The sequence below is a fragment of the Paenibacillus sp. D51F genome, from assembly GCF_053345695.1.
Map to the genome: position 1 here is coordinate 14,397 of NZ_JBKFAO010000002.1, position 14,914 is coordinate 29,310.

At 60.5% G+C, this 14,914-nt stretch carries 12 protein-coding genes; 9 read left to right on the plus strand and 3 right to left on the minus strand.

The features are described from left to right. The first annotated feature begins 127 nt into the window (after positions 1-127). Complete coding sequence (locus ACLBWT_RS03510; RefSeq protein WP_447661702.1) at positions 128-1,039, plus strand: LysR family transcriptional regulator; 912 nt, start codon at positions 128-130, stop codon at positions 1,037-1,039. Here the strand turns inward: ACLBWT_RS03510 and ACLBWT_RS03515 are convergent. Next, positions 1,033-1,836: a carbon-nitrogen family hydrolase gene (locus ACLBWT_RS03515; protein ID WP_447661703.1), complete on the minus strand. Its 804-nt coding sequence runs from the start codon at positions 1,834-1,836 to the stop codon at positions 1,033-1,035. The genes ACLBWT_RS03510 and ACLBWT_RS03515 overlap by 7 nt on opposite strands. Before the next feature lie 131 nt (positions 1,837-1,967). Here ACLBWT_RS03515 and ACLBWT_RS03520 point away from each other — a divergent pair, with 131 nt between their 5' ends. The 8 genes from ACLBWT_RS03520 to mtnB all read left to right on the plus strand — a co-directional run bounded on the left by ACLBWT_RS03520 (position 1,968) and on the right by mtnB (position 11,778). After that, positions 1,968-2,465, plus strand: a complete 498-nt coding sequence (locus ACLBWT_RS03520) for a hypothetical protein (protein WP_447661704.1) — start codon at positions 1,968-1,970, stop codon at positions 2,463-2,465. Positions 2,466-2,596: 131 nt separating this feature from the next. Then, a complete protein-coding gene (locus ACLBWT_RS03525; RefSeq protein ID WP_447661705.1) occupies positions 2,597-3,799 on the plus strand; it encodes an aminotransferase class I/II-fold pyridoxal phosphate-dependent enzyme in 1,203 nt (400 codons plus the stop codon). Positions 3,800-4,163: 364 nt separating this feature from the next. Next, on the plus strand, positions 4,164-5,267 hold the full coding sequence (gene proB / locus ACLBWT_RS03530) for a glutamate 5-kinase (protein ID WP_447661706.1): 1,104 nt from the start codon (positions 4,164-4,166) through the stop codon (positions 5,265-5,267). Positions 5,268-6,706: 1,439 nt separating this feature from the next. Next, positions 6,707-7,987: a glutamate-5-semialdehyde dehydrogenase gene (locus ACLBWT_RS03535; protein ID WP_447661707.1), complete on the plus strand. Its 1,281-nt coding sequence runs from the start codon at positions 6,707-6,709 to the stop codon at positions 7,985-7,987. 32 nt (positions 7,988-8,019) lie between these two features. Beyond that, the gene (proC, locus tag ACLBWT_RS03540) at positions 8,020-8,931 is read left to right on the plus strand and encodes a pyrroline-5-carboxylate reductase (RefSeq protein WP_447661708.1); all 912 of its coding nucleotides are present in this window, start codon (positions 8,020-8,022) and stop codon (positions 8,929-8,931) included. A gap of 7 nt (positions 8,932-8,938) precedes the next feature. Further along, positions 8,939-10,168, plus strand: a complete 1,230-nt coding sequence (locus tag ACLBWT_RS03545) for a 2,3-diketo-5-methylthiopentyl-1-phosphate enolase (RefSeq protein WP_447662235.1) — start codon at positions 8,939-8,941, stop codon at positions 10,166-10,168. Positions 10,169-10,381: 213 nt separating this feature from the next. Beyond that, positions 10,382-11,119 carry a 2-hydroxy-3-keto-5-methylthiopentenyl-1-phosphate phosphatase gene (locus ACLBWT_RS03550; protein ID WP_447661709.1) on the plus strand — a complete coding sequence of 246 codons (738 nt, stop codon included), beginning with the start codon at positions 10,382-10,384 and terminating at the stop codon, positions 11,117-11,119. Further along, positions 11,116-11,778, plus strand: a complete 663-nt coding sequence (gene mtnB / locus ACLBWT_RS03555; protein ID WP_447661710.1) for a methylthioribulose 1-phosphate dehydratase — start codon at positions 11,116-11,118, stop codon at positions 11,776-11,778. Before ACLBWT_RS03550 ends, mtnB begins: the two co-directional genes overlap by 4 nt. A gap of 195 nt (positions 11,779-11,973) precedes the next feature. Here the strand turns inward: mtnB and ACLBWT_RS03560 are convergent, their stop codons facing one another. Together ACLBWT_RS03560 and ACLBWT_RS03565 are read right to left on the minus strand one after the other, a co-directional pair. Continuing rightward, positions 11,974-13,086: an extracellular solute-binding protein gene (locus ACLBWT_RS03560; RefSeq protein WP_447661711.1), complete on the minus strand. Its 1,113-nt coding sequence runs from the start codon at positions 13,084-13,086 to the stop codon at positions 11,974-11,976. Further along, entirely contained in the window at positions 13,073-14,899 is a 1,827-nt protein-coding gene (locus ACLBWT_RS03565; protein WP_447661712.1) for an RNA polymerase sigma factor, read from the minus strand. Before ACLBWT_RS03565 ends, ACLBWT_RS03560 begins: the two co-directional genes overlap by 14 nt. Positions 14,900-14,914: the final 15 nt, after the last annotated feature.

Here is a 14,914-nt window from a genome sequence, read left to right on the forward strand (position 1 = left end):
ATAAGTTCAGTAGATTGCCGTTTCTTAATGATTGAATCCAGCATACCTGCTTTCCCTTGATTGTTCCAAGATATAATATCTATAATAGTTATAGGTATACATAATAATCAAAGGGGGATGGTTGCAAATGGAGCTCCGCCAGCTGCAATACGTCATTCAAATCGCAAAAGAACTCAATTTTTCCCGCGCCGCGGAAAAGCTCCACATCGCCCAGCCATCGCTGAGCCAGCAGCTGTCCAAGCTGGAGAAGGAAATCGGCGTCCTTCTCGTCCGCCGCACGACGAACTCCGTCGAGCTTACCCATGCCGGCGAAGTGTTCGTCGACAAAGCCCAATCCATCCTCGGCAGCATCGAGCAGCTGCGGACGGAGATGGAGGATATGGCCCATATGAAACGAGGCCGGCTCGTCATCGGCAGCCTTCCGATCACCGGCTCCCATATCCTCCCCATCGTGCTGCCGGAATTCGGAGCCGCCTATCCGGAGATCGAAATCGTGCTCGTCGAGGACACGACGGTCAAGCTGGAGCAGCTGGCCGCCAGCGGGCAGACGGATATCAGCCTTCTTTCGCTGCCTCTGATCGATTCCACGCTCGTCTATCAGCCGCTCATCCGGGAAGAAATCTCCCTTGCCGTCCCGCCCAGCCATCGCCTTGCCGGCGAGAAGGCTCCCGTGAGCCTGGAGACGCTGTCGGAGGAGCCCTTCATCGTGCTGAAGAAAGGCCAGGGCTTCCGCCAGATCGCGCTCGATCTGTGCGCCGGCGCCGGCTTCCAGCCGCGCATCGTCTTTGAGAGCAGCAATATCGAGACCGTGCAATCCCTCGTGGCTGCCGGAATGGGGCTTGCATTCATCCCGGACATGATCGCCCGCGGGGCGCGCAGCGAGTTCATGCCGAGCTATTGCTCCATTCAAGGAAACCCTTCGAGAACGCTCGTTATTGCCAGCCGGAAGGGACGCTACTTGTCCAAAGCGGCAGAAGCCTTCATCGAGACGATGAAGGCTGCGGTGAGCAGGCATTACAAGGAAGGAAGCCGTCAGTAGAGGGAAGGCCTGCGGTCTTCGAATACGGGAATCCGCGCGCGCACCTCGTCCACGAGGCCGAGGTCGATGTCGGCGACGAGGACGGTCTCTTCTTCCCCGCCTTCGGCAATGACCTCTCCCCATGGATCGATGACCATCGAATGGCCGAAGAAGACGTCTTTGCCGCTCGCGCCTGTCCGGTTGCAGGCGATCACATACATCTGGTTCTCGATCGCGCGGGCCGTCAGAAGCGTTCTCCAATGATGCAGGCGCGGATGCGGCCATTCAGCCGGCACGAACAGCACTTTGGCGCCCGACAAGGCAAGCTTGCGCGCCAGCTCGGGGAAGCGGATATCGTAGCAGATCATCATGCCCGCCTGCTCATCCTGAAGAGGGAACAGTCCCGGCTCGCTTCCGGCGGACAAATGCTTTTCTTCCTCCATCAGGCGGAAAAGATGGATTTTAGAATAGGAGCCGGCCTGCCGGCCGTCCCGGTCATACGCATAGGCGGTGTTGTAGACTTCGCTGCCGCGCTTCTCGGCGATCGAGCCGGCTACGACATGGATGCCCGTGCTCCGGCTGAAATCCGAGATCAGCTTGCGGGTCCGAGCACCGTCGGCATCGGCCAGCTGCTGGATCTGCTGCAGCGAGTAGCCCGTATTCCACATTTCCGGAAGCACGAGGACATCCGGCTTCGGATTCAGCTCCGAAGCTTCCCGCAGCCGCTGTTCCACGAGCCGGTAATTGGCTTCGGGATCACCGGCGTGTACGGGTATTTGCAAGAGGGCGATGCGAAGTTTGGCAGAAGATTTCTCCATGGGCAGGTACCTCCGGACGCGGCAGGGCCGCCTCAAATTGTCTTTTCTATGATACTTCCTCATGGAAGTCTGTCAAGTTGGACAGCTTAAAGGCATCCCCTTTAACTGGAAAAGACCAATGGAGGTATCCCGTGTTCCGACCGCTAAGCTTCGCCGCAATCGTTCTGCTCGCCGTTATGACCTGTTTTGGCGGGACCGCCTTTTCGGCGGCTCCAGCATCGCCAGCTTCGTCTCCGGAAGCTTCAAAGGCGCTTCCTCCCCTATCATCGGGAGGTGAGCGGCCGGTTCAGATTTTTGACGTTGAGGCCGGCCAGGTCGTCCGAACGCTGGCTAATTCAGCCGAATTCCAGGCTGTTGCCCGGCAATGGCTGCACGACGTCCAAGGAATGTCGCCGAACTTCACGCCGGACGACCGCTGCGGGTACGTGTTCCGGATCCCGCTCAACGAAGTGCATAAAGTGCAGCTCGAGAAGGCCGGCTTCGAGGTCCAGGAAGTGTTTCTGTTCTACTGCCGCGGCAAAGAGCCGGAGATGCTCGCCTTCGATCTGAAAAACAAGCCCTATTTGCTTCGAGTCAATACCGATTTGCGGCCTTTCCTCGCCTTGGCGGGCTTCGAGCCCAAGTCCTGATCAAGATATCCGGTTATTCCGGGAAGGATTTCTCGACATGCCGTAGCCTCTCTGATACCATGGCTTCATACAAGCGGCGGCTGCGGCTATGCCGGACCGTCCCGAAGCAAATTGAATTGGAGTGACCGTACATGACCAATCCCGTCGGCAGCCGCGCGCTGATCGATATTCAGCCCGCCGAGCGGCTGCAAGGGCTGCCTGAACAATTTTTCGCCAAGCTGGTCGGCAAGGCGAACGCACAGGCGGCCAAAGGCCGCGACGTCATCAACCTCGGCCAAGGCAATCCCGATACGCCGACCCCGATCCATATCGTGGAAGCGATGCAGAAGGCGTCCGCCGATCCCAAGTATCACAAATATCCTCCCTTCCGCGGCTTTCCTTTCCTGAAAGAAGCCGTGGCGAAGCGTTATAAGGAGGATTACGGAGTCGAGCTGGATCCCGAGACCGAGGTCGCCATCCTGTTCGGCGGCAAGACCGGGCTGATCGAGATCAGCCAGTGCCTGCTCAATCCCGGCGATCTGTGCCTCGTGCCGGATCCGGGCTACCCGGACTATTGGTCCGGCGTTTCGCTCGCGGGCGCGAGAATGTCGTTCATGCCGCTGCTCGAAGGCAATGCGTTCCTGCCGGACTACAGCCTCGTATCCGAGCAAGACCGCCGCGACGCCAAGCTCATGTTCATCAACTACCCGAACAATCCGACCGGAGCGGTGGCGACGCCGGAATTCTACCGGGAGACCGTCGAATTCGCCGCCGCGAACGGCATCGTAGTCTCCAGCGATTTCGCTTACGGAGCCCTCGGCTTCGACGGCAAGCGTCCGGTCAGCTTCCTGCAGACTCCAGGCGCCAAAGAGGTCGGAGTCGAGTTCTACACTCTCTCCAAAACGTACAACATGGCCGGCTGGAGAGTCGGCTTCGCGCTTGGCAACCGCACCGTCGTCGAGCTGATCAACACGATCCAGGACCACTATTACTGCAGCCTGTTCGGAGGCATACAGGAAGCCGCTTCCGCTGCCCTGACGGGATCGCAGCAATCGGTGGCGGAGCTCAACGCCCTCTATCAGTCCCGCCGCGAGGCCGTCTTCTCGGCGCTGAACGACATCGGCTGGAAGGCTGCGCGCCCGGGCGGCTCCTTCTTCTGCTGGCTGCCCGTCCCGGACGGCCATACATCAGAGTCGTTCGCGGACTTGCTTCTGGAGCAGGCCGACGTCGTCGTCGCTCCCGGCATCGGCTTCGGCACGCATGGCGAAGGCTATGTGCGGCTCGGGCTGCTGAGCGGAGAAGAGCGGCTGCGGGAAGCGATCCTCCGGATCGGCAAGCTGGGCTTGTTCTCTTAAGGAGAATGGTCCGCCGCTTTACAGCAGCAAAGAGGCATGGTATTCTAAGTGCAACTGAAAACCGACATTCGCAATGAAGGGAACCGCCAGGCGTCACAGCGGCACGCCAGAGAGTAGCCTCCATCGGCTGGGAGAGGCTGCCGTGCCGTATCGCCTGCACCCATCCCGGAGCGGCCGGCGACGAGCCGGACAGCGCCCTCTGTTACAAGGGTCCGGAGTGGGACGGCATTCATGCCGCCCAAGCGAAGGTGGTACCGCGGAAGCATAGGCTTTCGTCCTTTTTGAGGACGGAGGCCTATTTGTTTTTCGCCTAGCATTCATGTTGATTCACAAGAACGGCACGGATAGACAGGAGGTTCGGGGGATGCCGAAGGAAAGAATCATCGTCAAGATCGGTAGCAGCTCGCTGACGAGCCCGGAGGGCGGACTCAATAAAGAAAACATGGTCTTTTACGCCGGCGAGCTGGGCAAGCTTCACGCTCAGGGCCACGAGGTGCTGCTGGTCACCTCCGGTGCGGTCGCAGCCGGCTTCAGCGTCATCGGGTACGAGTCGCGCCCCAAGCTGCTCCATGAAAAACAGGCGGCCGCAGCCGTCGGCCAGGCGCTGCTCATGCAGGCCTATCAGGAAGCCTTTGCGACCGGAGGCGTCACATGCGCGCAAGTGCTGCTTACCCGCCACGATTTCAGCAGCCGCGACCGGGGCCGGAACGCCATGATGACGATCGAGGAGCTCCTGCGCCAGCGGGTCGTTCCCGTCATCAACGAGAACGATACGGTTTCGACCGACGAGCTGAAGTTCGGGGACAACGACATGCTGTCGGCGCTCGTCGCGAATCTCGTGAAGGCTCGCAAGCTGATCATTGTCACGGATACGGACGGCCTCTATACCGCCGATCCCCGCCATAATCCGGACGCCCGCAAAATCGAGCGCGTCGAGGAAATCACCGGCGAGCTCATGAGCCTGGCCGGCGGCGCCGGCTCCGCAGTCGGCACGGGAGGCATGCGCTCCAAGATCGAGGCGGCACGCATCGCGATGCGCGGCGGCGTGCCGGCATTTGTCGGACGGGTATCCGAGCCGGGAGATCTGGTCCTCGCGGCCGAGGGACGAGGCAAAGGCACCTATTTCACCTCTCACGAGCATAGTCTTCCCGTAAAGAAGCAATGGCTGGGCTTCCACTCCATGCCGTCCGGCAGCATCAAGGTCGACGAGGGCGCTTGCAACGCTCTGGTAGCGGGCGGCAGAAGCCTTCTTCCCGCCGGCGTGACGAACGTCACCGGCGACTTCCACCCCGGAGATGTCATCGAGGTGCAGGACCGGGACGGCTCGCTGGTCGGCCGCGGCATCGTCAATTATGCCGCCTGGCAGCTTCGCGCCGTCGCCGGCCTCGGCTCGGAGGAAGCGAAGCGGCGCATCGACGTGCAGCGGATCGAGGTTATTCATCGGGACGAGTGGATTACGCTGAAATGAACGATGCCTGAGCTGTACGCGCGTCGGCCAAAATTCGGAATGCTTCGCCGGAATAATTCTGAGCGCTTCGCGGGCCATCCTCTTGAACAATTCTGAACGCTGCGCGGGCCATCCTCTTGAACAATTCTGAACGCTGCGCGGGCCGGCCATCCTCCGATCGCTGTTGCTGATGTATTCTCTGAATTTTTGGGTCAGTGGTCAGAATACATCAGCAAAGGCGAACGCTGGCGCTTCTATGGATTGGCCGGCTCGCTACGCTGGGATTATTCAGATGGAGGATCCGCTTCGCGGCGACTCTGCCGGCCTCTGGCGGCTAGGCTGTCGTGAACTTGACGCCGCTTGACGCGCAATTAACGCTGCTTCACGAAAATAACGCAGCGCAACGAAAAATAACGAAGCTTAACGTGAATCACGCGGCTTGACCCGCTACTTAACGCCGCTTCACCCGCCGCATAAGCAGCGGCAAGCCAATTGATCCCGGCAGCGAGCTTTGCGCATGGCCCGCGAAGCGTGCCAGCCGGGTCTGGAGAAGCGTCAGCGGTCGCCTTTTCCAGAGGATTCCTTCCCTTGAAGATTAGAATCAGGAATCCGACGGGAACAGCAATCGGAAGTTCCGGCTGCACGCGCAGCAGCGCACTTCAAGTGGACTGCACGCGCAGCGGCGCACTTCAAGCGGACTGCATGCGCAGCGGCACGCAAATTGAGTCCCGCGCAGCGAGTATAAGCGCCATGGCCCGCGAAGCGTGCCAGCCGGGTCTGGAGAAGCGTCAGCGGTCGCCTTTTCCGGAGGATTCCTTCCCTTGAGCATAGAATCAGGGAATCCGACGGGAACAGCGATCGGAAGATCGGCTGCACGCGCAGCGGCGAACTTCAAGCGGAACTGCACGCGAAGCGGCGCACTTCTGCCCCGCGCAGCGAGCATAGCGCCTTGGCCCGCGAAGCGTGCCAGCCGAATCTGGAGAAGCGTCAGCGGTCGCCTTTTCCGGAGGATTCCTTCCCTTGGACATGATAATCAGGGAATCCGACGGGAACAGCGATCGGAAGATCGGCTGCACGCGCAGCGGCGCACTTCAAGCGGACTGCATGCGCAGCGGCACGCAAATTGAGTCCCGCGCAACGAGTATAAGCGCCATGGCCCGCGAAGCGTGCCAGCCGGTTCTGGAGAAGCGTCAGCGGTCGCCTTTTCCGGAGGATTCCTTCCCTTGTCCATGAGAATCAGGGAATCCGACGGGAACAGCGATCGGAAGATCGGCTGCACGCGCAGCGGCGCACTTTAAGCAGGCTGCACTCGCAGCGGCGCACTTTAAGCAGGCTGCACGCGAAGCGGCGCACTTTAAGCAAACTGCACGCGAAGCGGCGCACTTCAAGCGGATTGCACGCGAAGCGGCCAGCAACTTGAATCCCGAGCAGCAGCCCTAAACCCGAAAGGAGAATGAACCATGACGATAGAGCAAAAAACCGCCGCATCCGAAGCGGCCGTCAAAGCCGCGCTCGCGAAGCAAGCCGCCCGCAAGCTGGGCAGCCTGGACACGGCCGAGAAAAACCGGGCGCTGGAGGCGATGGCCGCCGCGCTGATCGTGGAAACGGACAGCATCCTGGAAGCCAATGCCCTGGATCTGAAGCGCGGGCGCGAGGCTGGAACCGCCCCTTCCCTGCTAGACCGGCTCGCGCTGAATGCCGAGCGGATCGCCTCGATCGCCCAAGGTGTCCGGGAGGTCATCGCCCTGGAGGACCCCGTCGGACGGACCGTGCAGACGATCGAGCGCCCGAACGGGCTCCACATCGAGCAGGTGTCCGTGCCGCTCGGCGTCATCGGCATGATCTATGAAGCCCGACCCAACGTCACGGTTGACGCCGCGGCCCTATGCCTGAAAACCGGCAACAGCGTCGTTCTTCGCGGAGGAAGCGCCGCCCTCCAAACGAACCAGCGCGTCGTGGAGGTGCTTCGCGGAGCGCTGCAAGCTACAGCGGTGCCGCCTGAAGCGCTCCAGTTGATCGAGGATCCGAGCCGCGCATCGGCGGACGCCATGCTCAAGCTGAACGGCCTGCTCGACGTCATCATTCCTCGCGGCGGCGCGGCTCTGATCCGCAATGTGATCGAGAACGCGACCGTGCCTGTCATTGAGACGGGGGCGGGAATCTGCCATACTTATGTCGATGCGGAGGCCGATCCGGCCATGGCTGCCTCCATTGCCGTCAACGCCAAAGCCCAGCGTCCATCCGTCTGCAACTCCATGGAGACGCTGCTCGTCAACGCCCGCTATGCCGAGCATGGCCTCGTTCCTCTGGCAGCTGCGATTGCCGGGGCCGGTGTCGAGTTGAGAGGCTGCGGCGAAGCGCGCCGCATAGCGGGAAGCGCGGTCCCAATGGCACCGGCAGGCGAAGCCGACTATGCGACGGAGTATAACGACTATATTCTCAACATTCGCGTCGTGGACAGCTTGGACGAGGCGCTGGACCATATTTCGCGATACGGCACCCGCCATTCCGAATGCATCGTGACGCCCGATGCCGATGCCGCAGGACGATTCCTGAATGAAGTGGACGCCGCGGCCGTCTACCATAACGCCTCCACCCGTTTCACGGACGGCTTCGAATTCGGCTATGGAGCCGAGATCGGGATCAGTACGCAAAAGCTACATGTACGGGGACCGATGGGTCTGCCGGCGCTTACATCGACGAAATACCGCATCCAGGGCACCGGCCAGATCAGAGGCTGACAGCCGTCAAGGAACGTTAAGGAGGACTACTATTGACTACCCCATTCCCATCATCGGCGGGAACTCCCGCTTTGTTCGCCCAGCCGGAAACGCTGAGCTACTGCTTCTTCGGAGCCGGCTCCATGGCCGAAGCCGTCGCCCGCGGCATGATATCGCGCGGACTGTGCGGAGCCTCGCGCATCGGCATGTTCAACCGCAGCGGCGGCTCCAGGCTGGCCGAGCTCCGCTCGGCATACGGGGTCCTGACCGCAGAGACTCCGGAGGAAAAAGAGGCGATGCTGGCCGGCGCAGACGTCATCGTGCTCAGCATGAAGCCCAAGGACGCCGAGGAAGCGCTGCGCTCCATCTCCCATCTCATCGACGGCAGCAAGCTGATCGTCTCCCTCATCGCAGGCTTGTCGATCCGCACGATCCAAGCTCTGGTCGGGACGAAAGCCGCCGTCGCCCGGACGATGCCCAACACGTCCAGCACGATCGGCCTCGGCGCGACGGCGCTGAGCTATTCCCCGGAGACGGATTCGGAGCAGCGGGCGGCCGTGGAGCAGCTGTTCCGCTCGATCGGCCTCATAACGGTCGTGGAGGAGCGGCTGCTGGAAGCCGTCACCGGATTGTCGGGTAGCGGACCGGCCTACTTGTATTATATTATGGAAGCCATGATCGAAGCCGGGATGGAAATGGGGCTCGACAGCGATTCCTCGCGCGAGCTCACCGTGCAGACCGTGCTCGGCGCCGCCGAAATGATGCGGGTGACCGGCGAGCAGCCGGCCGAGCTGAGGCGCAAGGTGACCAGCCCGAACGGCACGACTCAAGCGGCGATCCAGCTGATGCAGGAGCATCGTGTCGCCGAATTTTTCAAGGCCGGAATGAAAAAGTCCGCGCAGCGTGCGGACGAGATCGGCCGCGAGATCGAAAGGAGCGTTCTTGGTGAACGAGAGCAAAAGTAACATCGCCATTCCAGGCATGTGCACCGCCCTTTACCGTGTCCATGACGACAAGGCGGATTTCAGCAAAAAAGCGGACTCCATCGCCGTAGGCTTGACGGTCGGCAGCTGGACCGAGCTTCCGGACGCACGGAAGGCCGAAATGGAAAAGCATCTGGGACGCACGGTCTCCATCGACGTCCATGAAGGCGACGGCACGCCGGGATCGCGCTATGCCGATATTCGGATCGCCTATCCCGACATCAATTTCAGCCGGGACATTCCAGCCCTGCTCGTCACCGTATTCGGCAAGCTGTCGATGGACGGCCGCGTGCGGCTGCTCGATCTCGATGTGTCCGAGAGCTTCCGGAGCGCCTTCCCTGGACCGAAGTTCGGCATCGAAGGCGTGCGGGAGCTGCTGGGCGTCCATGACCGGCCGCTGCTGATGAGCATTTTCAAGTCGGTCATCGGCCATGACCTGAAAGGATTGGAGGAGCAGTTCTACCAGCAGGCGCTCGGCGGAGTGGATCTCATCAAGGATGATGAGATTCTGTTCGAGAACGAGGAGATCGGCATCCGCCGCCGTGTCGCCGTCTGCATGGAAGCCGCTCGCAAAGCGTCGGAGCATACCGGACAGAAGCTTCTGTACGCCGTCAATCTGACCGGACCGACTTCCAAGCTCGCCGAACAGGCCCGCACCGCAATATCGGAAGGCGCCAACGCCCTGCTGTTCAATGTCCTTTCCTACGGCTACGACGTTCTTCACGAGCTGAGCGGCGATCCGGACATCAACGTCCCGATCGCGGCGCATCCCGCTCTGGCGGGCGCTTTCTATCCGTCCCCGCACTACGGAATCTCCGCTTCGCTGCTGCTGGGCAAGCTTATGCGGCTGGCTGGCGCGGACCTGGTCCTCTTCCCTTCGCCCTACGGCTCCGTCGTCATGCCGAAGCAGGAGAACATGGCGATCAAGGAAGCGCTGCTGGATCCTTCTGTCCCTGCAAGGACAAGCTTCCCCGTGCCGTCTGCGGGCATCCATCCCGGACTCGTGCCGCTGATCCTGAGAGACTTCGGAGGCGAAGTCGTCGTGAACGCCGGCGGCGGCGTCCATGGCCATCCGATGGGAGCGGCCGCCGGCGGCCGCGCATTCCGGCAGGCGATCGACGCGTCGCTGGAGGGAGTGTCTCTCCAGGAAGCGGCTGCCGCTTCCGGACGAGAAGAACTTGCCGCAGCCATCAAGGCCTGGGGCGTTCGCGAAGGCTGACTTTCCTTTCCGCCGAAATGGCCGCCGTCTTCAAGAGGCGGCCATTTCGGCGTAGAGAAGAAGACAAGCTTGTGGTATGCTTTCTTCTTGTACAGGCTTTGAAAGGCGTTGACGTATTCGCCGTGTGAAGCCCTTCCCTGGAGTCGAATGCAGAGGCTGCCCGAGGCATCCTTCTCTTCGAGAACAATCCCGCATGAAAGAAGGCTCGTCATCATGACCTCATCCCTGACCGAATCCGGCTTCTCTGCCTCCTATAACGCCGGGGCAGCCCGCAGGCCGGTTATTTTCTGCGACTTCGACGGCACGATAACCGAGAACGACAACATCATCGCTATCATCCGCCATTTCAATCCTGAGGGCTGGGAACAGATCGCCCAGGATACCATCGACCAGCGCAAGTCGATCAAGCAGGGAGTCGGCGAAATGTTCCGTCTCCTGCCAGCCTCGCTCAAAGATGAAGTGATCGCCTACTCGATCTCCAACGCCGTCATTCGGGCCGGCTTCCAGGAGCTGCTCGATTACTGCAAGGCGGAGAATATCGAATTTTTCGTCACTAGCGGCGGCATCGACTTTTTCGTCTATCCGCTGCTGTCCCGCTTCGGCATTCCGGAAGACCATATCTATTGCAACAGCAGCGATTTCAGCGGAGAGAACATCGAGATTGTCTGGCCGCATAGCTGCGACGAGGAATGTCCGAACGGACAATGCGGCATGTGCAAAACAGCCGTCATCCGCCGCTTCGCGGGCGACAAGCACGACCGGATTCTGATCGGGGACAGCGTGACCGACTTTGAAGGCGCCAAGCTTGCCGATCTCGTCTTCTCCCGCTCCCATCTCACGACCAAATGCCGCGAGCTTGGCCTTCCGCATGTGGAATTCAGTACTTTCCACGACGTAGTCGCCAGTCTCAAAGAGCGGCAGCAACTTCAGAAAGCAGGTGAACGGCCATGACCGATTACATGGATTCCCCGATTACACTCGAAGAGAAGCAGAGAGCTTTCGCCGAGCTCTCCGAAGTGAAGGAGCTGTTCGCCGGACGGGGCTGGTTCCCAGGCACGAGCGGCAATCTGTCCGTTCGCATAGGCGACTTCAATCCGGGGCGCTTCCAATTCGCCGTCACGGCGAGCGGCAAGGACAAGTCCAAGTCCACGCCGGAGGACTTCCTGCTCGTGGATCAAAACGGGAAGGCAAGCGAAGCGACGTCGCTCAAGCCTTCTGCCGAGACGCTGATCCACTGCGAGATTTACCGTCTCACCGGCTGCGGCGCGATCTTCCATATCCATTCCGTCTACAGCAATCTCGTCTCGGAATATTTCTGGGAGCGCCGGAGCGTTCCGGTGACCGGAGTCGAGCTGATCAAAGGGCTGGGCATTTGGGAGGAAGAGGCGCATATCGACATTCCCATCGTGCCTAACTTCGCCGATATTCCCCGCATCGTGCCCGAAGTGACGGATCACTTGAATCCGCGCCTGCCGGGCATCCTGCTGCGCAAGCACGGCATCTACGCCTGGGGAGCGAATGCCTTCGAAGCCAAGCGCCATCTGGAATCGTTCGAGTTTCTGTTCGAATACGCCTACCGCTGGGAACTGCTGAACAAAGGACGTTCCTAACCCCCCAGCCGCATCAAATGAAAGTGAAAAACGGCCGTCCTGCGAGCGAAGCTCGGTTGGACGGCCGTTTTTCAATTGATAGCGCTGGTCATAAAGACCGGATAAGCAGCAACGAAATCTTGCGCTTGTGCCGCCTCGAGCCAGCGTTTTTCATGCTGCTTCCCGCCTGCTTGCTGTTGCCCTTCCATGTGCGTCTCACGCAAACCGGGTCCATGAACGCAGCGTCTTCGCTACATCCGCTCCGTCGACAATCATTCGTTCGATGTCCTCGTTGATCAGCTGACGGGCAGAGTTCCATTTCTCATTCAAATAAAAGCCGCTCGGCTGCGCATGCTGAAGCTCCTCCAGATAGCGGGACCAGATCCTGTGCTCATGCAAGCCTCTCTCCTCCGCCTGGCTTCGGGATATCGGCAGCGGCCACGAAGGGCTGTCGACGAGATAATGCCGCAGGAAATCCCAGGCCAGGCCGGGCTGCAGGGAATTGCCCGTTATGCCCGCTCCGCCCATATAGATCATATTGCCGTCTCTTCCTTCCGCCAGTCGCGGCAGCCTTGCCACCCCGAATCGATGATCGATGCCGTGGTGAATCAAACCCCCGGCAAACCACATGAAGCCGAAAATCATGGCAAAGCCTTCATGAAGCTGCCCGGCAGATGATGGCTCCTTCGGTTTGCGGATAATGCCATGCACCCGGTAAGCGTCGATCAATTTCTGCATCGCCTCGATGGTTGCCGGACTGTCGGCATACCCTCTCGCTGTCCGGCCGTCAGGAGATAAATACGATCCGCCATTCCGGAATACGAACGGCTCGTACCATTCGATGTCCACGCCGATGCCGAAGCCGAACTGGACCGCCACCCCGTCTTCGCCGCGGATCGTCAGCTTTTTGGCCGCTTCAACGAATTGTTCCCATGTCCAGTCGTCCTCCGGGTAAGGCAGGCCCGCCTTGTCGAACATCTCCTTGTTGAACACGAGCAGCGGAACACTCATGTCGACGGGAAGTCCGGGCAGCGTGCCGTTATGGCGGGCAATCGCCAGCGGCCCCGAATAAAGATCCGCTTCAATCCCCGACTGCTCGACAAATGGGTTCAAGTCGACGAACATCCCCTCTCGGTTGAACAGCGCCCAGCCTCCCGATTCGATGATGTCGGGCGCTTCATCCGTTCGGCAAGCGCTGAGCGACTCGAAATGATCCGCCGACTGCTCGATGACGACCTCAACCTCTGGATGGAGCCGCTCGAACGAATCCTTGGCCTCCATAATCCGCTTCAAATTCGTGAACTCGGTCATGAATCTAAGCTTGCTCATCTTCTTCGACCCTCTCCTCGATATGCAGCTTCAATGCTTGTTCCATATAGCCCACGGCGGCGCTTTCGAACCGCTTGGCTTTCCTCAACAGGGACATGCAGCCTTCCCGCAGGCTCGGAGGCATCACTACCGCCGTTTTGACGAAAGGAACCAGGAGGCTGAGCTCCTCCAGCGCAAGCGCCGCCTGCTCATAAGCTTCCGATGCCAGCAGAGCCATCCTCATCGCCTCCCCGCGCAAAGGTGCCGCCCGCAAGTACGCACCCGCGTACCGCTTCGCCTCGGCATAGGCGGCTGCAAGCTGGCCCATGCCGTATCGGTTCGGCGCCGTGTCCGGATCGGCCAGATGGCGGATCCAGGCCTCGTAAGCCGCAAGCCCCGCCGCATAGCTCAAGTACGAGGTTCGAGGACGATATTGCGATCCCTCATTGGCGAAATGAATTCCCTTGCAGGCAGCTTGGACGAACCGGATCACCCCCTCGCTGTCCGCCGCCTGCCTGCTCACCGTCCTGCTGCTCCCTTTCCGCGAAAAAGCGGCCAGAAACCGGACGGGATTGCCGGCCACATCCTCGTATGGCAAGGTTTTCCCTTCGGGAAGCACAGGATCGGTCACATGCACGATGCGCCGGTCGTCGTCATAACCGTAGATGACGGACCATTCATGGACGAACGGCCGAGAAGCCTGCGTATCGAAATAAAGCACAGGCATTCCGGCGTCGATCCGGCTGCGGATGAACGGCAGGACGGCTTCCTCGATCGGCAGGACGACCGGGAAGCTCTCCACGGCCCCGAGCAGCGGAACCGGAGAGCCGGCCAGCTGCCCGCAGCAAAACGCCGTCTCGTACCCGTATCCTGCCATCAGCTCTTGTATCGACGACCTCCAATCGAAGATGTAAAGCCCGTCCGAGAACGTCGTCTTCTCCGAAATGCTCATGCGGAAAGCCATCCCCGAGTCTCCCATCAGTTCCGCGCCGCTCCTCGGCTCTCCATTTGCCGCAAGTATCCTTCCCAGACTGCTTGCGAGCGTGAACAGCCTGGGCTGGTCTTCTTTCCCTGCCGCAAGCTCAAGCAGCTTGCCGTTTTCCATTCCCGCACCTCTCTTCGCATCCGGCATCAGGCCGAGAGAAGCCCGGATATGCTCCTGGCGCAGCTTTTGCCTGGAACGGTGAATGTACGTGTAGATAGATCCGGTCGTCATCCCGTACATCCCGGCGATTTCTTCCGGACGGAGCTGCCGGAAAAAATAAGCCTTGAAGATCCCTTTTTCCTTGGCATTCAGGCAATGGAGCAGCGCATGAATCGTTTCATACGTTTCCTTGCGAAGCAGCAGCTCCGCCGGATCCTGGCTGGAAGCCGCTTCCTGGCTCGCCCGACCGGCCAAGTGGGACAAAATGCTGTCGAGATCATCCCAGTCGGCAGCGGCGGCCCCTCGGTCGACAGGAGCTGCAAGCGAGTTGAACGGCCTTTCCTTGCGGTACGGTCCGCCCCGGCGCAGCTTCATGTTGGCCTGGTTGCGGACGATCCGGTAAAACCACGGCAGCAGCCGGCTCGTATCGGCAAGCGTCCCCAGATGGAGGAAGGCGCGGATGAGCGCTTCCTGCACGACGTCATCGGCCATATGCGCGTCACCTGTCAGCCGCTGCGCCAAGCCCTTCGCCTTTTGGCGATGACGTTCGAACAGCTCCCCGAAAGCTTCGGCATCTCCCGCTCTAGCCCGTTCCGCGAGCTTTCGTTCAACATCAGCAGCATGGCCTGGCTCTGCAGGCGGCAATGCCATTGAGGCGCCGATGTGTTCTTCTTCGGCAATCGATTCCATGCTGATCTCCTCGCT